The sequence below is a fragment of the Ruegeria sp. AL7 genome (genome assembly GCF_056536105.1).
In genome coordinates this window covers 126,914-146,489 of the sequence record NZ_JBQFJF010000001.1, presented here as the reverse complement: position 1 = coordinate 146,489, position 19,576 = coordinate 126,914, and the positions used below count along the sequence as shown (strand labels likewise).

The 19,576-nt window shown below is 57.0% G+C and carries 17 protein-coding genes and 1 tRNA gene; 10 read left to right on the top strand and 8 right to left on the bottom strand.

Annotated features, from left to right (window positions below; all coding sequences use genetic code 11):
* Positions 1–99: 99 nt before the first annotated feature.
* From ACR3E2_RS00745 to ACR3E2_RS00735, 3 genes are all read right to left on the bottom strand, one after another.
* Positions 100–1,920, bottom strand: coding sequence for an ABC transporter transmembrane domain-containing protein (locus ACR3E2_RS00745; RefSeq protein ID WP_480482046.1), 1,821 nt, complete (start codon positions 1,918–1,920; stop codon positions 100–102).
* Positions 1,921–2,047: 127 nt separating this feature from the next.
* Positions 2,048–2,121 (bottom strand) — tRNA-Gly (locus ACR3E2_RS00740).
* 103 nt (positions 2,122–2,224) lie between these two features.
* Positions 2,225–3,097 (bottom strand): MurR/RpiR family transcriptional regulator, encoded by an 873-nt coding sequence (locus ACR3E2_RS00735; RefSeq protein ID WP_480482048.1) that lies wholly within the window; start codon positions 3,095–3,097, stop codon positions 2,225–2,227.
* Between the two features lie 94 nt (positions 3,098–3,191).
* Between ACR3E2_RS00735 and ACR3E2_RS00730 the strand changes: the two genes are divergently transcribed.
* The 7 genes from ACR3E2_RS00730 to ACR3E2_RS00700 all read left to right on the top strand — a co-directional run bounded on the left by ACR3E2_RS00730 (position 3,192) and on the right by ACR3E2_RS00700 (position 11,053).
* Positions 3,192–3,986: an N-formylglutamate amidohydrolase gene (locus ACR3E2_RS00730; protein WP_480492630.1), complete on the top strand. Its 795-nt coding sequence runs from the start codon at positions 3,192–3,194 to the stop codon at positions 3,984–3,986.
* Positions 3,987–4,002: 16 nt separating this feature from the next.
* Positions 4,003–4,524 carry a TRAP transporter small permease subunit gene (locus ACR3E2_RS00725; RefSeq protein ID WP_480482052.1) on the top strand — a complete coding sequence of 174 codons (522 nt, stop codon included), beginning with the start codon at positions 4,003–4,005 and terminating at the stop codon, positions 4,522–4,524.
* Positions 4,524–5,849 (top strand): TRAP transporter large permease, encoded by a 1,326-nt coding sequence (locus ACR3E2_RS00720; RefSeq protein WP_267367377.1) that lies wholly within the window; start codon positions 4,524–4,526, stop codon positions 5,847–5,849. Before ACR3E2_RS00725 ends, ACR3E2_RS00720 begins: the two co-directional genes overlap by 1 nt.
* 57 nt (positions 5,850–5,906) lie before the next feature.
* Positions 5,907–6,944, top strand: coding sequence for a TRAP transporter substrate-binding protein (locus ACR3E2_RS00715; protein ID WP_209504652.1), 1,038 nt, complete (start codon positions 5,907–5,909; stop codon positions 6,942–6,944).
* Positions 6,945–7,001: 57 nt separating this feature from the next.
* A complete protein-coding gene (locus ACR3E2_RS00710) occupies positions 7,002–8,363 on the top strand; it encodes a glutamine synthetase family protein (protein ID WP_480482055.1) in 1,362 nt (453 codons plus the stop codon).
* Between the two features lie 94 nt (positions 8,364–8,457).
* Positions 8,458–9,840, top strand: a complete 1,383-nt coding sequence (locus tag ACR3E2_RS00705) for an aldehyde dehydrogenase family protein (protein ID WP_480482057.1) — start codon at positions 8,458–8,460, stop codon at positions 9,838–9,840.
* A 67-nt stretch (positions 9,841–9,907) separates the two neighbouring features.
* Positions 9,908–11,053 (top strand): iron-containing alcohol dehydrogenase, encoded by a 1,146-nt coding sequence (locus tag ACR3E2_RS00700; RefSeq protein ID WP_480482059.1) that lies wholly within the window; start codon positions 9,908–9,910, stop codon positions 11,051–11,053.
* 62 nt (positions 11,054–11,115) lie between these two features.
* Here ACR3E2_RS00700 and ACR3E2_RS00695 read toward each other — a convergent pair whose 3' ends face one another.
* Positions 11,116–12,348 carry an HlyD family secretion protein gene (locus tag ACR3E2_RS00695; protein ID WP_267364709.1) on the bottom strand — a complete coding sequence of 411 codons (1,233 nt, stop codon included), beginning with the start codon at positions 12,346–12,348 and terminating at the stop codon, positions 11,116–11,118.
* The gene (locus ACR3E2_RS00690) at positions 12,345–12,773 is read right to left on the bottom strand and encodes a hypothetical protein (protein ID WP_480482061.1); all 429 of its coding nucleotides are present in this window, start codon (positions 12,771–12,773) and stop codon (positions 12,345–12,347) included. Before ACR3E2_RS00690 ends, ACR3E2_RS00695 begins: the two co-directional genes overlap by 4 nt.
* A gap of 162 nt (positions 12,774–12,935) precedes the next feature.
* Here ACR3E2_RS00690 and ACR3E2_RS00685 point away from each other — a divergent pair, with 162 nt between their 5' ends.
* The 3 genes from ACR3E2_RS00685 to ACR3E2_RS00675 all read left to right on the top strand — a co-directional run bounded on the left by ACR3E2_RS00685 (position 12,936) and on the right by ACR3E2_RS00675 (position 15,064).
* Complete coding sequence (locus ACR3E2_RS00685) at positions 12,936–14,009, top strand: NAD(P)/FAD-dependent oxidoreductase (protein ID WP_480482063.1); 1,074 nt, start codon at positions 12,936–12,938, stop codon at positions 14,007–14,009.
* Entirely contained in the window at positions 14,006–14,659 is a 654-nt protein-coding gene (locus tag ACR3E2_RS00680; RefSeq protein ID WP_480482065.1) for a DUF938 domain-containing protein, read from the top strand. The genes ACR3E2_RS00685 and ACR3E2_RS00680 overlap by 4 nt, the downstream gene beginning before the upstream one ends.
* A 69-nt stretch (positions 14,660–14,728) precedes the next feature.
* The gene (locus tag ACR3E2_RS00675) at positions 14,729–15,064 is read left to right on the top strand and encodes a carboxymuconolactone decarboxylase family protein (RefSeq protein WP_480482067.1); all 336 of its coding nucleotides are present in this window, start codon (positions 14,729–14,731) and stop codon (positions 15,062–15,064) included.
* 41 nt (positions 15,065–15,105) lie between these two features.
* Here the strand turns inward: ACR3E2_RS00675 and ACR3E2_RS00670 are convergent, their stop codons facing one another.
* From ACR3E2_RS00670 to ACR3E2_RS00660, 3 genes are all read right to left on the bottom strand, one after another.
* Positions 15,106–17,613 carry a GcvT family protein gene (locus ACR3E2_RS00670; protein ID WP_480482069.1) on the bottom strand — a complete coding sequence of 836 codons (2,508 nt, stop codon included), beginning with the start codon at positions 17,611–17,613 and terminating at the stop codon, positions 15,106–15,108.
* Positions 17,614–17,755: 142 nt separating this feature from the next.
* Complete coding sequence (locus tag ACR3E2_RS00665) at positions 17,756–18,034, bottom strand: hypothetical protein (RefSeq protein WP_480482071.1); 279 nt, start codon at positions 18,032–18,034, stop codon at positions 17,756–17,758.
* An 86-nt stretch (positions 18,035–18,120) separates the two neighbouring features.
* Entirely contained in the window at positions 18,121–19,530 is a 1,410-nt protein-coding gene (locus tag ACR3E2_RS00660) for an FAD-binding oxidoreductase (protein ID WP_480482073.1), read from the bottom strand.
* Positions 19,531–19,576 lie beyond the last annotated feature (46 nt).

Below are 19,576 nucleotides of genomic sequence, written 5' to 3'. Positions count from 1 at the left end.
GAAGCAAAACAACCCTCGCGCAAGCGAGGCCTTAGCCTTCAAAGGGGGTAAAATGTAGAATGACGCTACGGCGAATTCACAAATGCCCGCGCGTCACTCCTATTCTGCCGCAACGCCATCTGTGAACTGCAGTCGTGCAAGGCGCGCATATAGCCCATCTTGGGACACCAGATCATCATGGCTGCCCTGCGCCACGATACGGCCTTCTTCCAGCACGACAATACGGTCGGCTTTCTTTACAGTCGCCAATCTGTGCGCGACGATCAGGGTCGTGCGACCGGCACGCATCTGATCCACGGCGCCCTGCACCGCACGTTCACTCTCCGCATCAAGAGCCGAGGTCGCCTCGTCCAGCAGCAGCACGGGTGCGTCGCGTAAAATGGCGCGGGCGATTGCGATACGCTGTTTTTGCCCACCCGACAGCATGACACCGCGTTCGCCGACAAAACTGTCATACCCATCGGGCAAGGCGGCAATGAAATCATGTGCGATGGCGGCACGGGCTGCGGCTTCTACTTCGGCATCCGTTGCGTCCAGACGACCGAAGCGAATGTTTTCGCGGGCTGAGGCGGCAAAGATCACCGGATCCTGAGGCACCAAAGACATAAACTTCCGGAAATCTGTGCGATCCAATTCCCGCAGATCATGGCCATCCAGCATCACTCGGCCCGAATTTGGGTTGTAGAACCGTTGAATCAATTGAATGATCGTCGTCTTGCCCGCCCCTGACGGCCCGACAAAGGCAACGGTCTCGCCCGGGTTTACCTGAAGCGACAAGTGATCCAGCGCGATTGTATCGGGGCGCGCGGGATAGCGAAAACTGACATCTTCGAACCGGATTTCGCCTCGGACGTCCTTTGGCAAAGGAGCGGGGTTAACGGGGTCCGAAACCGTATCTTCGGCATTCAGCAATTCGACAAGACGCTCGGTGGCTCCGGCTGCGCGCTGAAGCTCGCTCCAAATCTCGGACAGGGCCGCAACAGAACCCGCCATGATGATCGAGTAGATCACGAATTGAATCAAAACGCCTTCGGTCATCACACCGTTGCGCACGTCATTTGCACCCATCCACAGAACGCCGACGATACCTGAAAATACCAGAAAGATCACAATCACCGTCAGCACTGCACGGGTCTGAATCCGACGCAGTGAAACAGTATAGGACATCTCGGTCATCTCATCGAATTGCTGGCGGCTGGCTTGTTCGTGGGTAAAGGCCTGCACCGTCTGTACCGCCCCCAATGCCTCGCCCGCGTTTCCGGATGACGCCGCAATCCAATCCTGGTTTTCGCGGCTGATCACGCGCAGACGCCGACCCAGAATCAATATCGGCACCACCACCACGGGGATAAGCAGCAAGACAAGCCCGGTCAGCTTGGCCGAGGTCAACAGCATCAGAACCAGCCCGCCGATAAACATCAGCATATTGCGCAGCGCGATGGAAACAGATGAGCCAAGAACCGATTGGATGAGGGTCGTGTCGGTGGTAATCCTGCTCAGCACTTCACCGGTCATAATACGTTCGTAGAATTCGGGGCTCATGCCGATCACGCGATCGAACACAGCCTTGCGGATATCGGCAACCACACGTTCCCCCAACCGTGTGACCAACGCATATCTGATACCGGTTCCCGCAGCCAGAACAGCGGCAATGCCCAACGCTGCCAAAAAGTACCAGTCCAGCAATTCACCGTCCTGAATGCGGAAATTGTCAACCACGCGTCGCACGGCCAATGGCAGGGTCAACGTCATGCTGGCCGTCAGGATCAGAGCCAGTGTCGCCCCGATCATCAATAACCTGTAAGGCTTCATAAAGGGCCAGAGCGACCCCAGCACCCCGATTTTCCTTGAGCGGGCCCGCTCTTCGCTAGCGCCAGGAGCCGCTGATTGTGCTGGTTTATTGGCGGTCTGTCTTGCCATGTCCGGCCCTTGTGAATTGAACGCTACAAAGTGAACGCTTTCTTGGCCTCAGCCGTCGTTCCGGTCAAGCATTCCTGCCAAAAACAGCCAGCCATAAGGGCCATTTGACGCAGAAATCAGTGGGGATTGGAGCGGGTAGACGGAATCGAACCGACATAGCCTGCTTGGAAGGCAGGGGCTTTACCATTAAGCTATACCCGCAAATGGTTTGCGCTGGTTAAGTCATGCGCCGGGGCGCGTCAAGCGGGAAGTGTGAAAATTCGCGCGACCAAAACCGTGATATTTCCCGGTGGATGTACGGCCTTCAATCGTGACTGCGGAATATCCGCGTCGAGGAGAAAAACCGCTCAAGTTCCTCGATGCGTTCCTTGCTTTCTTCCCACCGTGCCTCTTGCACTTCAGCGATCAGGGTCTCCGATATCAGCTGTAGCGCTATTGTTGAATCCCAGCTGGATGGCGCCTCGACCAGTGCGTGAAAGGTGTAGTTGGCGGTCTTGCCTATCGGTGATCCCCATTGGTCGGTGAACAGGATAACCGTCACACCGCGGCTTGATGCGACCTGCGCCAATTTCTCGAGATAGGCCTCGTATCGGCGGATATCAAAAATCACCAGAACCGAGGTTTCATCCATATCAAGCAGGTACTGCGGCCAAACGTTTGCCGAATTGCCCAGCATCGTCACATTGGGTCGAATAATCTGCATGTGATTGAACAGATAGTCCGCATTTGAACGCGTGATACGCCCGCCCACGACGTAAAGATGGCGATCCGTATTTGCCAGAAGCTGGGCAACGGTGTCGAACATCTCTTTGTCCAGACGTTCCAGCGTGTGGCGCATATTTGTCCAAACAGCCTGCGCAAACCGCGTTGTGGGATGCTCCGCCGCGTCATCCACAACCCAGGCATCCCGTTTCGAGATCGGCTTTTTGATCTGTGCCGCCACCTCTTCTCGCAGGGCGTCCTGCAGGGCGGGAAAACCGTCGAAACCCAGCTTGCGTGCCATACGTATGACCGTCGGGGTCGAGACCTGCGCGGCAGCGGCCAGCTTGGTGATCGATTGCAAGCCGGTCATTGGATAATCCTGCAAAAGTACCGAGGCCAGCTGCCGTTCTGACCGTGTCAGATCGTCAAGCTCTTCCTGTATCCGCTGTTTGACAAGTTTCGCAACGGTGGCCATCGGCACCTTCATTTCTCAAATTTTTTACAGGATATGATTGTTTGTAATTTTGTCTACAGTAATTTTCTTGACAGGTCTGAGGTTGCTGTAACAAATGCTTCTTATGCACCACGATTCCGAGACACCAATGCTACTACCAACCGAAGCTCCAGCAGCCCGCGCGCAGAATGCCAACGGCCGGGCGCAGTGCGTTTTGGTATGCGAACATGCTAGCCGATTCATCCCAGCGTCATTGAACGGATTGGGCCTGACTGAGGACGCAGCATTGTCTCATGCAGCATGGGATATTGGCGCATTGGCGCTTTCGGTCGAACTGACGAAGGCCTTGGACGCGCCGCTGGTTCATTCCTGCATCAGCCGACTTGTTTACGACTGCAACCGCTCACCTGAACGTGCAGATGCAATGCCGCAGGTAAGCGAAGTGTTTTCCATCCCCGGCAACGAAAGCCTGACGGACGCTCAACGTGCCCAAAGGATCCGCGAGGTTTATGAGCCGTTCAAACAACTGTTGTCGTCTACTCTGGACGCACGGGAGCGGCCGCCTGTCGTAGTCACGATGCACAGCTTCACGCCCGTCTACAATGGAAAGACCCGATCAGTCGAACTGGGCATTCTTCATGACGAAGACGACAGGGCGGCCCAACTTATGCTGCGCTGTGCCAAGGGCTCGGGTCTGAAAGCCGCGTTGAACGAACCTTACTCTGCCACGGATGGCGTCACGCATACATTGCAGGAACATGCGATCAGTCGGGGGCTTCCGAATGTCATGGTCGAGGTTCGAAACGATCTCATCGACACTCCAACGGGAGTCGACCGCATTGCCGGGATCCTGACGCCGATCCTGCAAACGGTAATTGATGCGTATTCGCACACAGAGGCGAAACAATGAGAGTTGAGGTATCGAGATGAAGTTCTTGCGGGGCTACGTGGCGGTCATTGATCGAACGAACCGCTGGATCGGGCGCGTCGTCATGTACGGCATATTCGTCATGATGGGTATTCTGTTCTGGTCTTCGGTCTCGAAAACCTTTTTCGTACCGTCGCTCTGGACACTCGAGATGGCTCAGTTCGCCATGGTGGCCTACTATATGCTTGGTGGCCCTTATTCGATCCAGATGGGGTCAAACGTGCGAATGGACCTGCTTTATGGCGAATGGTCTCATCGCCGCAAGGCCTGGACGGATGCCTTCACAGTCGTATTCCTGATCGTTTATCTGGTCATCTTGCTGTGGGGCGGGTGGGACAGCCTGATGTATTCCTTCCAATATGGTGGTGAGCGCAGCGCGACCATCTGGCGACCCTACCTTTGGCCGGTCAAGCTGATCATGGTTATCGGTATCTTCCTGATGCTGCTGCAAGCCATATCAGAATTGTTCAAAGATATTCTGCGCCTGTGCGGCGACGATATCCCGCGTGAGGTAATCTGATGTCATACGAGATGATTGCCTTGCTGATGTTCGCATCAATGATGCTTATGATGCTGACCGGCCAGCGCGTCTTTGGTGCAATCGGCTGTGTCGCTGTGGTTTCGGCCTTGTTCCTATGGGGGGATCGGGGCGGCTACGATCTGGGTTTTGCCGCTGCGATCAAGGTCATGAAGTGGTACCCGCTGCTGACACTGCCCATGTTCATCTTCATGGGATACATCCTTTCCGAAAGTCGGATCGCAGATGACCTTTACAAGATGTTCCATGTCTGGATGGGCGGCTTGTCCGGTGGTCTGGCTGTCGGAACCATCGGGCTGATGGTTCTGATCTCGGCAATGAACGGGTTGTCCGTTGCAGGTATGGCAATCGGCGCTACGATCGCCTTGCCGGAACTGCTGCGTCGGAACTATGACAAGCGCATGGTGACCGGCGTCATTCAGGCCGGATCATCCCTTGGGATTCTGGTGCCACCTTCCGTTGTTCTGGTTCTTTATGCCATGATCGCGCGGCAACCCGTCGGCCAGCTATGGCTTGCCGGAGTGATACCCGGGCTGATGATGGCGGCCATGTTCATCATCTACATTGTCATCCGTTGCCGCATCAACCCGTCGCTCGGCCCGGTCCTGCCCGCGGAAGACCGCGACATTCCGTTGCGAGAAAAGCTGCTGCTGTTGCAAGCCGGATTGTTACCCTTGGGCATTTTCATGGTGATGATGGTCCCTTTTGTTAACGGCTGGACTTCGTTGGTGGAATCCTCCGCCATCGGCGCCACCACGGCCATGCTGGCTGCCTTTCTGAAAGGACGGCTGACACGCACGGTTTTCGAGAATTCAATTCGGCACACCCTGGGCATCTCGTGTATGTTCATGTGGATCATTCTGGCGGCTCTGGCTTTTGGCGCTGTCTTCGACGGGTTGGGTGCGGTCAAGGCAATCGAAAGCCTGTTCACCGAAAAACTGGGTCTTTCCCCGTGGATGATCCTGGTTCTCATGCAGCTCAGCTTTATCCTGATGGGTACGTTTCTGGACGATACTGCCATGCTGGTTATCGTCGCGCCGCTTTACGTTCCGCTGGTGGGTGCGCTTGGTTTTGATCTTATCTGGTACGGCGTGCTTTATACGATCACCACGCAGATCGCATATATGACGCCGCCATTCGGCTATAACCTGTTCCTGATGCGCGCGATGGCCCCCCCGGAGATTTCGCTGCGCGATATCTACAGTTCGATCGTTCCTTTTGTTCTGGTGATGGTCTGCGCCTTGGCCATAATCATCATCTTTCCTGAAATCGCGCTTTGGCTGCCGAATTATGTCTATGGAAATTAAGTCACAAGACCCCGGCAAGGGGCGAAGTTCAGCAAGACTAAACAGAGGAGAAAGACAATGACTACAAGACGCAGATTTCTAAGTTCCGCCGGTCTGGCGGGGGCCGCCACACTGGCATCTCCTGCGATCGTCAAAGCGCAATCCGCCATCAAGTGGCGGTTCCAGACCTATGCCGGTGGCGCATTGGGCGAACATGTAACCAAGCCAGCCATCGATTACATCAACGCCAATGCCAATGGCGAACTTGAGATCGAACTGTTCTATGCGGACCAGATCGTTCCGACAGGTGAACTGTTCCAGGCCCTGCAACGCGGCACGATTGACGGTGTGCATTCAGACGACGATTCCATGGCTTCGCCTACTCCGCTGCGTCAGTTCGGTGGTTATTTCCCCTTCGCCACCAAGCATATTCTGGACGTTCCGGTGCTGTTCAACCAGTACGGTCTGGCTGATATCTGGCGCTCGGAATATGAGAAGGTTGGCGTGACGTGGCTGTCGGCAGCGGGTCAGGACCCCTGCAACTTCAACACCAAAAAGGAAATCAAGAGCCTTGGCGACCTGGATGGGCTGAAGCTCTATACCTTCCCGACGGCCGGGCGTTTCCTGGCCAAGTTTGGTGTTGTGCCGGTCAATATCCCTTACGAAGACGCGGAAGTGGCGGTACAAACCGGTGAGTTGGACGGAATGGCCTGGTCGGGCATCACTGAAGATTACACTGTTGGCTGGGCCAATGTGACCGACTATTTCCTGACCAACAACATCTCAGGCGCGTGGATCGGATCCTGGTTTGCAAACCAGGAACGCTGGGCCGAGTTGCCTGACCACCTGAAATCGGTTGTGATGGCAGGTGTCGAAGCAGGCCACACCTATCGTAACCAGTGGTATTGGGGCGGCGAAGCGGCCTTGCGCGCGAATGGCGACAAACTGCAGTTGCGACAGGTTCCGGCGGCAGAATGGAAAGAAGTGGAAAATGCCGCTATCGAATTCTGGGACGAGGTCGCACAGGAAGGCGAAATTCACCAGAAGATCGTTGGCATCTTCCGTGAGTACAACTCGGTCATCAACCAGGCCGGCGCTCCTTACACTTTCGATTGATATCAAAACAGGGGCGCTGTCATGCGGCGCCCCTACTCAACGCATGAGGTTTGTTTCATGACCGCAACTCTGACTTTCGAAACCCTGAAATCGCTTGTCGCAGACGGCGCGATCGACACTGTATTGGTTTGCATGGTTGACATGCAGGGTCGGTTGATGGGCAAGCGTTTTCATGCAGGTCATTTTGTGGCTGGCGCGTGGGAAGAGACCCATTGCTGTAATTATCTGCTGGCCACGGACCTCGAGATGGCGACGCCGGATGGGTATGCCTCGACCAGTTGGGAGCGGGGTTATGGCGACTATGTGATGAAGCCAGACCTGAGCACATTGCGCCCGGTGCCCTGGCTGGAGGGCACCGCGATGGTGATGTGCGATATGCTGGATCACCACACCCATGAGGAAGTGTCACATGCGCCGCGCTCGATCCTGAAAAAGCAGGTGAACCGCCTGAAGGCGATGGGGTATGAGGCGATGTGCGCCACCGAGCTGGAATTCTTCCTGTTCGCGAAAAGCTTTGATGCGATCCGCAAGGAAGGGTTCCGCGATCTGGAGCCGATCTCGGGGTATAACGAAGATTATCACATTCTGCAGACCACCAAGGAAGAGCATGTGATGCGCCCGATCCGGAACCACCTGTGGGATGCGGGTATTCCGGTCGAGAACACCAAAGGTGAAGCCGAGGCCGGACAGGAAGAACTGAACATCAAATACGCGCCTGCGATGGACACGGCAGAGTATCACTCGATCGCCAAGAACGCGGTGAAAGAGATCGCCTGGCAGCAGGGTCATGCGGCGACCTTCCTGCCGAAATGGCATCATGAAAGGGTTGGCAGCTCGTCGCATGTGCATCAGTCGCTTTGGGCGGATGGCAAACCTGCCTTCTATGATGCCGGGGATGAACTGGGCATGTCGGCGCTGATGAAAAGCTATATGGCCGGTCTGCTGAAATACGCTGCCGATTACACGTATTTCATGGCGCCGTACATCAACAGCTACAAGCGGTTCATGAAGGGCACCTTTGCGCCGACGCGGATCATCTGGTCGGTAGACAACCGTACGGCTGGGTACCGCCTGTGCGGGGATGGAACCAAGGCGATACGGGTCGAGTGCCGTATTCCGGGATCGGACATGAACCCTTATCTGGCGATTGCAGGGATGCTGGCGGCAGGGATCGCGGGGATCGAAGAAGGGCTGGAGTTGCAGCCGCCGACCAAAGGCGATGTCTATCAGGGAGAGACGGGAAAGATCCCGGGTACTTTGAAGGATGCACGCAACGCTTTGCGCGGGTCACAGATGCTGCGCGCGGCCATGGGCGATGACGTTGTCGATCACTATACCCGCGCGGCTGAGGTCGAAATCGAGGAATTCGAACGCGTGGTAACCGATTGGGAAATTGCCCGCGGGTTTGAGCGGGCTTGAGATGGAGGAAGCGAGGGGCCGGCCCCTCGCGCACCCCGGAATATTTTTGGCCAGATGAAGCAGGGATCCTGCTCTCTTTAGAGATGGAGTGACTATGGGGCAGATGTTGCAATGTGTCTCGCCGATCGATGGATCGGTACTTGCCGAACGAGAAGTACTGTCTCGGGATGCAGCGTTTGAGATTGCTGACCGTGCGCGGGCGGCGCAGGCCGGATGGGCAGCGCGACCGTTGCAGGAGCGGATTGATCTGGTGATGGCGGGCGTCGCGGCCGTCGGCGCAATGAATGATGAGATTGTTCCGGAACTGGCCCATATGATGGGCCGCCCGGTGCGCTATGGCGGCGAGTTTGGGGGATTCAACGAACGCGCCAGCCATATGGTAAAGATCGCCGAGACGTCACTGGCAGATATTGCCGTGGGCGAGGATGAAACCTTCAAACGCTATATCAAACGTATTCCGCATGGGGTGGTCTTTGTAGTTGCCCCTTGGAACTATCCTTACATGACGGCGATCAACACGGTGGCGCCCGCGCTGATCGCGGGCAACACGGTTGTTCTGAAGCACGCAACCCAGACTTTGTTGGTTGGTGAGCGGATGGCGCAGGCGTTCCATTCGGCGGGGGTGCCCGAAGACGTGTTCCAGAACGTGTTCCTCAGCCACGACGTGACCAATGACCTAATCGCGGGTAACGCGTTCGATTTTGTGAACTTCACCGGTTCGGTCGGTGGCGGTCAGGCCATGGAGCGTGCGGCGGCGGGGACCTTTACGGGCGTGGGCACCGAACTGGGCGGCAAGGATCCGGGTTATGTCATGGACGACGCCGATCTGGACGCGGCGGTCGATACGTTGATCGACGGCGCGATGTTCAATTCGGGCCAGTGTTGCTGTGGGATCGAGCGGATTTACGTTCACGAAAGCCTGTATGATGACTTTGTCGCCAAGGCCGTTGAGATCGTGAAAGGCTACAAACTGGGCAATCCGCTGGACGCCGAAACAACTATTGGTCCGATGGCCAATGTGCGTTTCGCTGACGAGGTGCGCGCGCAGATTGCCGAAGCGGTTGAGGCCGGTGCGGTCGCGCATATTGAAGCCTTCCCCGAGGATGACGGCGGCGCATATCTCACGCCACAGATCCTGACCAATGTCACCCATGATATGCGGGTGATGCGGGACGAAAGCTTTGGCCCGGTGGTGGGCATCATGAAAGTGTCCTCGGATGCCGAGGCCATCGCGCTGATGAATGACAGCGAATTTGGCCTGACTGCCAGCCTTTGGACCCGCGATGTGGACCGAGCGGCGCGTGTGGGCGACCAGATCGAGACCGGCACCGTCTTTATGAACCGGGCCGACTATCTGGATCCTGGGCTGTGCTGGACCGGTTGCAAGAATACCGGACGCGGCGGTGGTCTTTCGGTCATCGGCTATCACAATCTCACCCGTCCAAAATCCTACCACCTGAAGAAGGTCACGGGCTAAGGACGACGGCCTGCTCGGGGCTGACCCCCTCACCCGAGCAGGTCTCAAATCACAAAGGAAACCTGACATGTCACTTGTTGGAAACTGGTCCTATCCGACCGCAATCAAATTTGGTGCCGGGCGCATCAAGGAACTGCCCGCAGCCTGTGCCGCAGCCGGGATGAAGAAACCTCTGCTGGTCACGGACAAAGGGTTGGCCGATCTGCCGATCACATCGGCGACGCTGGATATCATGGAGGCGGCTGGTCTGGGCCGCGGTCTATTCAGTGATGTGGACCCAAACCCAAATGAGAAAAACCTCGACGCAGGCGTTGCGGCATACAAGGCCGGTGGGCACGATGGTGTGATTGCCTTTGGCGGCGGCTCGGGGCTGGATCTGGGCAAGATGGTCGCCTTCATGTGCGGCCAGACGCGCCCGGTATGGGACTTTGAGGATATCGGCGACTGGTGGACCCGCGCCGACGCGGATGCAATCGCGCCGATCATTGCGGTTCCAACGACTGCGGGGACCGGGTCCGAGGTTGGTCGTGCCAGTGTCATCACCAATTCCGAGACCCACGCCAAGAAGATCATCTTCCACCCCAAGGTCCTGCCGACGGTGGTGATCTGCGATCCGGAACTGACGGTTGGGATGCCCAAATTCATCACCGCAGGCACCGGTCTGGACGCCTTCGCGCATTGCGTCGAAGCCTATTCGAGCCCGCTTTATCACCCGATGAGCCAGGGCATCGCACTGGAAGGTATGCGTTTGGTGAAAGACTATCTGCCGCGCGCCTACGCAGATGGCAACGACATTGAGGCCCGCGCCCAGATGATGAGCGCGGCGGCCATGGGCGCGACCGCGTTCCAGAAGGGACTGGGTGCGATCCACGCCATGAGCCACCCGGTTGGCGCGCACTTTAACACTCATCACGGCACCACAAACGCGGTCTGTATGCCTGCCGTGCTGGACTTTAACGCCCCCGCCATCGCCGACCGGTTCCAGAACGCTGCCGCCTATCTGGGCATCAAAGGCGGGTTCGATGGCTTCCGCGCCTTTGTGCAGGAATTCAACGACAGCCTTGGTATCCCGCGAAAGCTGGCAGACCTCGGCGTGACCGAAACCTCAATCCCAACCCTCGTCGAAGGCGCAATCATCGACCCTTCATGCGGCGGGAACCCGATTCAGTTGACCAAAGAAAACCTGACACAGCTGTTCAAAGCAGCACTGTAAGAACGCAAGCGCCCGGCAAGGAACCTGCCGGGCGCTTTAAGAACTGTTCTACTGGTGCCGGATCAATGCCCGGTCAGTACCAGAGTGTTGACCGGCATCAGGATCAGGCGCAAACGCAAACCTGCCGCATGGACCACGCCAATTGTGTCAACCACATGCAGGAAAGCAGCTTGCCAAAAGCCCAAATCCTCGTGTTCCAGACGGTCATGGTTGTCGGTGTAGACATTGGCCAGACAGTTGCTGCCTGGAGGAATGTCATCGGCCATACCTTTATACAGCGGCTCCATAAAGACCAGAATTGATCCGGGATTAGTATTGTTCTGTACATCCCGCAATTCATCTGATGGACGGATCTGGCCGGACGGTATGACATCCTGCACCTCGACCACCACAGTGGGGATAACGGTGAAAGGCTTGGTCATGCAGCCCAACTCACCGATCATACCTGGCTTGATCACCTGAGCAGACAGCTGGTTGAAAGCCGCCTGAAAACGGTCATGTCCGGTATGCGATGGAACGAGGATGCCAGCAGGACGCAACAAGGGGCTCACGTAATCACCGACTTGCAGGCTAAACTGCTCGACCCGTCCGGTAACACCGGCGACAATCAGTGTTTTGTCCAACTCGGTTTGCGCGGCGTCCAGCTGTGCTATGGCACTGGCCAGTTGCGCGGGGATCAGCTCCTCGATCTGCTGTTCAACTGCCGCACGTCTGGATTCGGCCGCAACAACCTGCGCCTCACGCTCGGCAACAAGGTTTTCCAACCGCTCAATCTCGGTCAGTCGGACAGCGCTTGAACCTTGGTCGCGCAGGGTCGTATTTCTTTCAAGATCTTCCAAGGACTGCGCCAAAGCCGCCTTGGCACCGGCAATACCGGCATCAGCCTCGGCCAGATCAGTTTCAGCCACGCGCAGCGAGGCCTGAACCTGTGCAATCTGTGCATTTGCCGCCTGAACCTGCGCTGCCTGGCTGAAATCTTCGATCCTGAAAATCGGCTGACCAGCGGTTACCAACTCGTTATTCTTGACGAATATTTCCGAAACGCGACCGCCAAGTTGCGGCAGGATCGTCACGGTTCGAAAATAGGACGCTGCGGTTTTACTGGCTGGGTGAAAATAGAACAGCGTGGTGATTACCGTCAGCGCCAGAATGGCACAGGTCGTAAGGCCCCAGCGCAATTCGTACCACATGGTGAAAAGGGTGATCTCGTGACCGATACGTTTGCCCTGAACAAACCGGCGGAACAGATAATCAGGCAGCACCGTGATCAGGGCGCAAAGCAGGGTCTCAATCATGTGTTTTGCTCCTGCACGTCGGTGACTTCTGAAACGCCAGGGGTTGGAGCAGGTGCCTCGGGCACCGGTTCCGGAGCACTTGCACCTCCAAGAGAACGAATGGCATCGGCGATGTTTCTAAGCGGGGAGGCGAAATCCGGAAACTGAAACCCTGCGACCAGTACGGCGGCAATCCAGAATATCCCGTTATGTGTAAACAGGGCCAGCAGTGCCAGAATGCCCACCAACTGAAATTGCGGATGGTTGTTCTCGTGCGCCATTTTTTCCGGAACCGAATGAAGCGTCAGGTACCCAACACCGATCAGCACCACGAGAATGACAAAGAAGACGACCATAGCCGAAAAAAGGTAATCGCTTCCGTCAGCTGCGACGATATATCGGGGAATGTGCCCAGTGGCCATTGGATGAAGATCTGCTGCGGTCACCTTGCCCTCCTGTTCGTTTTGATACTTCTTTGAACGGGTTGAAGCCCAAATTCAAGGCTGCATATATTTTGGAGATTCTTCGAAATGCCAAGTGCTTGACCCAGAGAGCTAAATGAAACCCAGAAAACTTGTGGCGAACCTGCTGCGGAAGGAACACAAATAATGATCGATTTCCTCGTCATCGGGGGCGGAATTGCCGGGTTGAGTGCGGGCGCGCGCTTGTCGGAACATGGAACCGTGATGGTTTTGGAGGCCGAAGACGCCTTGGGGTATCACGCGTCGGGTCGCTCGGCAGCCCTGTTTGAGCAAAGCTATGGTCCGCCATCCGTGGTGGCGCTGAACACGGCTGGGACCGCGTTCCTGCACACACAGAACGGTGGGTACCTGACACGGCGCGGACTGATGTTGATCGGTTCGTTTGACCAAAGCGTGGTTTTCGAAGCCGACCGCAAGGATCTGAACATGGAAAGAATTCCCATCGATCAGGCGGTTTCGAGCGTTCCGATCCTGAACCCGGCCAAGGTGGGTTTCGCGGCTATCAGTGAAGCTGCGTTTGACATCGATACCGATCGCCTGTTGCAAGACTTCGCGCGGGCCATTCGCCAGAACGGAGGAACCGTTGCAACGAAAAGCAAAGTAACCGGTATTCGAAAAGAGCGGCATTGGCTGGTCGAGGCCGGGCAAATCTTCGAAGCCCGCAATTTGGTGAATGCGACCGGTGCATGGGTGGACGAGATCGCCATGCTTGCCGGGATACCACCTATCGGCATCACTCCTCGCCGCCGATCCATGGCGCGGCTGCCCGCCCCCGGGGGCCATGATGTATCCGGATGGCCCATGATGCTGGGCACGGGTGAAACATGGTACGCCAAACCGGACGCGGGCAAGCTGCTTGTTTCGCCTGCCGAAGCCGACCCGGTACCACCTCAGGACGCCTATGCCGACGATATGGTGCTGGCCGAAGGTCTGGCGCGCTATGAAGAACTGATGACCGAACCAGTAACACGCGTCGAAACAAACTGGGCAGGATTGCGCAGTTTCGCACCAGATGGAACCTTGGTGCTTGGGCCTGACCCGATTGATCCATCGTTCATCTGGTCTGCGGGTCAAGGCGGGTATGGTTTCCAAACAGCACCGGCAGCTTCGCAGTTGTTGTGTGATCTGGTCGTTGGAAACACGCCGGTGCTGGATCCAGACAGCGTCAAATCGCTGACCCCAAACAGGTTGGACAGATGATAAAACGCAATCTACCGCCCTCTGCGAGTGTCGCCAACGCGGGTGAGGATGGAAAACTGGTGGCCCCGGCAGCGACGCGAAACTTGGATGCGCTTTGTGCGTTGCTACAAGACTGGGCACCGCGCCGCGGGCACGCGCTGGAGATTGCAAGCGGAACCGGTCAGCATGTCTGTGGATTTGCTGATTTGCTGCCCGATCTGACGTGGCATCCCACCGAACCTGACCCTGAGCGCCGCAATAGCATCGACGCCTATGCCAGCGCCTTACCCAACGTGGCAGGCGCCGAACATCTGGACGCAACGAATTCGGGCTGGCATACCCGCTTTCCTTCGCAGGACCTGATCGTCTTGATCAACCTGATACATTTGATCAGTTGGCAGGACACCAGAACCATTTTCGCCGAAATCGCTCAGTCCCTGACTGAAAATGGGAGGTTCGTTTTGTACGGCCCATTCAAACGCTCGGGCCAATTGACAAGCGACGGGGACAAAAGGTTTCACGAGGCTCTGATCGGACAAGACCCCGACATTGGATACAAGAACGACGAAGATGTCCTTGGCCTGTTCCAGGAAGTTGGGTTGCGCGTGTTGAAAACCATCGACATGCCCGCAAACAACCTTGCATTTGTTTCCGAGCGCCCGGCCAACTGATCGAGATCAAGGTCAACTTACCACTGCCCGCACATATTCCCGTTATCTTATATGAAAAAGGCACTCAAAATGGCTTGGCAAGAAAAGCTTTCGGCAACACGAACCAGTTTGCGCAACCTCAACGGGGCCATTCCCGACACTTCGCGCGCATTCGGCACGCTTGGGAAGGCTGTGAAGGAAGGTGGAACGCTCGACTATAAAACCAAGGAATTTATTGCGTTAGGCATGTCGGTGTCGCTCCGCTGCGAACCCTGCATTACCCTGCACACCGATGCGTTGGTCAAAGCGGGCGCAACGCGCGAAGAGGTGTCCGACGTTTTGGGTATGGCCATTCAGATGGGTGGTGGACCAGCTATGATGTATGCTGCCAAGGCGTTGGAATGTTTCGACGAACTATCCGCGTAACCAACAGAAAAGGCCCCGGAAATTCCGGGGCCTTAGATTGATCAGCCGTCCTTGCGGATGGTTTCGTTTTTCGGATCATAGGGGCTGTCGCATGTCACGACAGCATCCCACAACTTGTCCTGCATCTTGACCTTCAGCTTGGTGCCTTCGACCGCCAGATCAGGCTTCACATAGCCCATCCCGATCGACTTCTCGAACGCGACAGAATAGCCGCCCGAGGTCAGTCGACCTACACGCTCGCCTTCCGGCGTATACAGCGCCTCGCGGCCCCACGGGTCAGCATCGGCCGGACCGTCGATCAGCAAGGTGCAGCACTTGACGCGCACACCGGTCTCTTCCAGCTTGGCCTTGCCGTGGAAGTCCTTGGACAGGTCGACAAAGCGCGGCAGGTCGGCTTCCAGCGGGGTCGCATCGCGGCCCAGCTCGGTGCCAAAGGCGCGATAGGATTTCTCCTGACGCAGCCAGTTCTGGGCACGGGCACCGACCAGTTTCATGCCGTGCTTTTCACCGGCTTTTTCCAGCAGGTCGAACAGGTAGTTCTGCATCTCGATCGGATGGTGCAGTTCCCAGCCCAGCTCACCGGTATAGGCCACGCGGATCGCGTTCACGGGGCACATGCCCAGTTCGATCTGACGGGCCGACAACCATGGGAAGCGCTTGTTGGACAGTGCGGTTTCCGGATCGGCGTCCTTGATGACTTCTTTCAAAACGTCACGCGACTTGGGTCCGGCGATGGCGAAGACGCCCCATTGCGTGGTCACGTCCTGGATTTCGATGTAACCGAACTCCGCCATCTTGTCCTCGGCCGCTTTACGCAGGTAGTCGGCGTCGTACTCAGTCCATGCACCGGCAGAGACGATGTAGTAGTTGTTCTCGCCATTGCGGACGATGGTGTATTCGGTGCGGGTGGTGCCATTCGAGGTCAGCGCGTAGGTCAGGTTGATACGACCGACCTTGGGCAGCTTGTTGCAGGTGAACCAATCCAGGAACTGCGTGGCACCGGGGCCTTTGACAACATGCTTGGTGAAGGCCGATGCGTCGATCAGGCCAACGCCTTCGCGGATCGCTTTGGCCTCTTCGACGGCATATTGCCACCAGCCGCCACGGCGGAACGAGCGTGCTTCCTTGTCGAAATTCTCGGGCGCGTCCAGCGGGCCGTAATAGTTCGGGCGTTCCCAGCCATTCACCCAGCCGAATTGAGCACCGCGGGCTTTCTGGCGATCATAGGCCGGAACGGTCCGTAGCGGACGGCAGGCTTCACGCTCTTCATCCGGGTGGTGCAGGATGTAGACATGCTCGTAGCATTCTTCATTCTTGCGTGCCGCGAACTCGGTGGTCATCCAGTTGCTGCTGTAACGCTTAGGGTCCAGCGATGCCATGTCGATCTCGGCTTCGCCATCGACCATCATCTGTGCCAGATAATAGCCGGTGCCGCCCGCAGCGGTGATGCCAAAGCTGAAACCCTCAGCCAGCCACATGTTGCGCAAACCCGGAGCCGGACCAACCAGCGGGTTGCCATCCGGTGTATAGCAGATCGGGCCGTTGAAATCATCCTTCAGGCCGGATTCGGCACAGGACGGCACGCGCTCGGCCATTGCCATGTACTGCTCGGCGATCCGGTCCAGATCCAGCGGGAACAGGTCAGCGCGGAAGCTGTCCGGAACGCCGAATTCGAACTGCGCAGGGGCGCCGTGTTCGTAGATACCAAGAATCCAGCCACCGCGTTCTTCACGTGCATAGGATTCGTTGTCGGCATCGCGGACAACGGGGTGCTCTGGGTTGCCTGCTTCGCGCCATTTGACCAACTCGGGGTCTTTGTCCATGACGATAAAGGTGTGTTCGACCGGGATTGCAGGCATTTTGATGCCCAGCACCTTGGCAGTGCGCTGCGCGTGGTTGCCCGACGCGGTCACAACATGTTCGGCGGTGATTACGACCTGCTCGTCGGAAGGCACCAGGTTGCCGCCCTTTTCGACCATCTTGGTGCAGGTCACTTCCCAGTGCGTGCCGTTCCAATGGAAGGCGTCAGCCTGCATCTTGCGCACGATTTCGACGCCACGCTGACGGGCCCCCTTGGCCATCGCTTGGGTCACGTCGGCAGGGTTAATATAACCGTCCTCGGTGTGATAGATCGCGCCCTTCAGATCCGATGTCTCGATCAGCGGCCAGCGTTCCTTGATCTGGTCCGGGGTCAGCCATTCGTATTTCACATCACAGGTTTCGGCGGTCGAGGCATAGAGCATGTATTCGTCCATACGCTCTTGCGTCTGTGCCATGCGCAGGTTGCCCACAACCGCGAAGCCCGCATTCAGGCCGGTTTCTTCCTCAAGCGTCTTGTAGAAATCCACGGAATACTTGTGGATATGGGTCGTCGCATAAGACATGTTGAACAGCGGCAACAGGCCCGCGGCGTGCCAGGTGGACCCGGACGTCAGTTCGTCCCGTTCGATCAACATCACATCGTCCCAGCCTGCTTTGGCCAGGTGATAGGCAATCGAGGTCCCAACGGCGCCGCCGCCTACGACCAATGCTTTGACTTGGGTTTTCATAACCGGGCGTCTCCCCTTGAAATCAGTTGACACCATATGGCGCACTTAAGGGGGAAAGCGCGACATTCATCCGACCAGTGATATGAAAAAAACGACCCGAATATCGAAAGCGGGTCGCAATTCATTCGTTGGACCGCTGCCCTCAACCACCGGAACGGCAACGTTTGCTTGTTCCGACCGAGACGCAAACTAATTTGCCACTTTCTTCCGAGGGATTCTTCACCGCCGGTTCCTGTGATGGCGAAGGCTGCGCCTCTGCCGTGAACCAGCCGTCAGAAAGACCGACACGCGAGGAGACCGAGGCAAGATATTCTTTCACGCCCAAACCACTTTCCGATGCTTTGGCTTGCTGAACATAGTCCAGCCCTACAACGGCCAACCCGCAGATGGCTACAAACCCCGCCAGATATTTTACGCTCATGTCGACCATCCTCTGTCATCAACCCTTTGAAACCATGACATGTGGACGTTTTGAGGGCGCAAATACGGACCAGGGGGTGAATATGGCTACGTGTCGTCCGACAAGATCTTGCCGGGATTCATGATGTTGTCTGGGTCCAGTGCGGCCTTGATCGCAGCCATGTACCGCGTGGCAGCACCCAGTTCCCTGTTCAGATACGGTCGCTTTCCCTGCCCGATGCCATGTTCACCGGTACATGTGCCTTCCATGGATATTGCCATGTCGTTCAGCCAGCCGACAAACGCCTCGGCCTTGGCAACTTCTTCAACGTTTTCCATGTCGATCAGCAGCAGCGTATGGAAATTGCCGTCCCCAACATGACCCACGATTGGGGCCAGCAAGCCGAGGCCGGCAGCTTTCTTCTGGGTCTCGGTCACACATTCGGCCAGACGCGAGATCGGTACACAGACATCGGTCGAGATGCCCCGCGCACCGGGGCGCAGTTGCAGACACGCCCAATACATATCGTGCCGTGCCTGCCAAAGTTTGTTCCGTTCTTCGGTGGTCGAAGTCGCTGCAAAATCCGTGCCGCCAAACTCTTCGGCGATCTGACCAAAGGTTTCAGCCTGCTCTGTGGCACCGCTTTCCGAGCCGTGAAACTCCAGCAACAACAACGGTGTATCCGGCAGACTCAGCCCGGAATAGGCGTTGGCGGCCTGAACCGACAACTCGTCCACCAACTCGATCCGGGCAACCGGGATGCCATACTGAATCGTCATCATCACCGCACGGCACGCGGCGTCGACGGTCGGAAAGGAACACCGGGCCGAACTGATCGCTTCGGGGATACCCTGCAACCGCAATGTCAGCTCGGTGATGATTCCCAACGTGCCTTCCGCCCCGATCAGAAGACGGGCCAGATCATAGCCGGCTGAAGATTTCTTGGCCCGGTGCCCGGTACGAATGATCTGACCGTCTGGCATTACGGCTTCAAGGCTGAGAACGTTGTCTTTCATCGTCCCATAGCGCACTGCATTAGTGCCCGACGCGCGGGTAGCGGCCATCCCACCCAGCGACGCATTCGCCCCGGGATCAATCGGAAAGAACAGGCCCAGATCGCGCAAGTGTTTATTCAACGCTTCGCGCGTGACACCGGGCTGCACGACACAATCCAGATCCTCGGCATGAACTGCAAGCACACTGTCCATCTGTGTCAGATCGACCGAGATTCCCCCCGCCGGCGCATTTACATGCCCTTCCAGCGATGTTCCTGTTCCGAACGGGATCACTGGCACCCGGTGCGCCGCACAAGTTTTGACGATGTCCGAAACCTCTTGCGTCGAATGCGGGAAAACCACGGCATCGGGGCTTTGGTTTTCGATCCAGGTCGTGGTGTGCCCATGTTGTTCACGGACAGCGGCACCCGTTTGCAACCTGTCGCCAAAGCGCTGCTTGAGAATGCTTATGACGGTTTCAATACCAGCTTCATTCCTTGGCAATGCGGTTGCCTGCACCATTGTCATCCTCCCCTGCCCCAAAACATTTCGGGCCTTTCAGCCTATG

Excerpts from the sequence above, each read along its gene's own strand:
- ACR3E2_RS00685 (WP_480482063.1), top strand. The coding sequence starts at position 12,936 with ATGATCGATTTCCTCGTCATCGGGGGCGGAATTGCCGGGTTGAGTGCG.
- ACR3E2_RS00660 (WP_480482073.1), bottom strand. The coding sequence starts at position 19,530 with ATGGTGCAGGCAACCGCATTGCCAAGGAATGAAGCTGGTATTGAAACC.
- ACR3E2_RS00720 (WP_267367377.1), top strand. The coding sequence starts at position 4,524 with ATGTCATACGAGATGATTGCCTTGCTGATGTTCGCATCAATGATGCTT.
- ACR3E2_RS00675 (WP_480482067.1), top strand. The coding sequence starts at position 14,729 with ATGGCTTGGCAAGAAAAGCTTTCGGCAACACGAACCAGTTTGCGCAAC.
- ACR3E2_RS00710 (WP_480482055.1), top strand. The coding sequence starts at position 7,002 with ATGACCGCAACTCTGACTTTCGAAACCCTGAAATCGCTTGTCGCAGAC.
- ACR3E2_RS00705 (WP_480482057.1), top strand. The coding sequence starts at position 8,458 with ATGGGGCAGATGTTGCAATGTGTCTCGCCGATCGATGGATCGGTACTT.
- ACR3E2_RS00730 (WP_480492630.1), top strand. The coding sequence starts at position 3,192 with ATGCTTCTTATGCACCACGATTCCGAGACACCAATGCTACTACCAACC.
- ACR3E2_RS00665 (WP_480482071.1), bottom strand. The coding sequence starts at position 18,034 with ATGAGCGTAAAATATCTGGCGGGGTTTGTAGCCATCTGCGGGTTGGCC.
- ACR3E2_RS00700 (WP_480482059.1), top strand. The coding sequence starts at position 9,908 with ATGTCACTTGTTGGAAACTGGTCCTATCCGACCGCAATCAAATTTGGT.
- ACR3E2_RS00735 (WP_480482048.1), bottom strand. The coding sequence starts at position 3,097 with ATGGCCACCGTTGCGAAACTTGTCAAACAGCGGATACAGGAAGAGCTT.
- ACR3E2_RS00695 (WP_267364709.1), bottom strand. The coding sequence starts at position 12,348 with ATGATTGAGACCCTGCTTTGCGCCCTGATCACGGTGCTGCCTGATTAT.
- ACR3E2_RS00715 (WP_209504652.1), top strand. The coding sequence starts at position 5,907 with ATGACTACAAGACGCAGATTTCTAAGTTCCGCCGGTCTGGCGGGGGCC.
- ACR3E2_RS00680 (WP_480482065.1), top strand. The coding sequence starts at position 14,006 with ATGATAAAACGCAATCTACCGCCCTCTGCGAGTGTCGCCAACGCGGGT.
- ACR3E2_RS00725 (WP_480482052.1), top strand. The coding sequence starts at position 4,003 with ATGAAGTTCTTGCGGGGCTACGTGGCGGTCATTGATCGAACGAACCGC.
- ACR3E2_RS00745 (WP_480482046.1), bottom strand. The coding sequence starts at position 1,920 with ATGGCAAGACAGACCGCCAATAAACCAGCACAATCAGCGGCTCCTGGC.
- ACR3E2_RS00670 (WP_480482069.1), bottom strand. The coding sequence starts at position 17,613 with ATGAAAACCCAAGTCAAAGCATTGGTCGTAGGCGGCGGCGCCGTTGGG.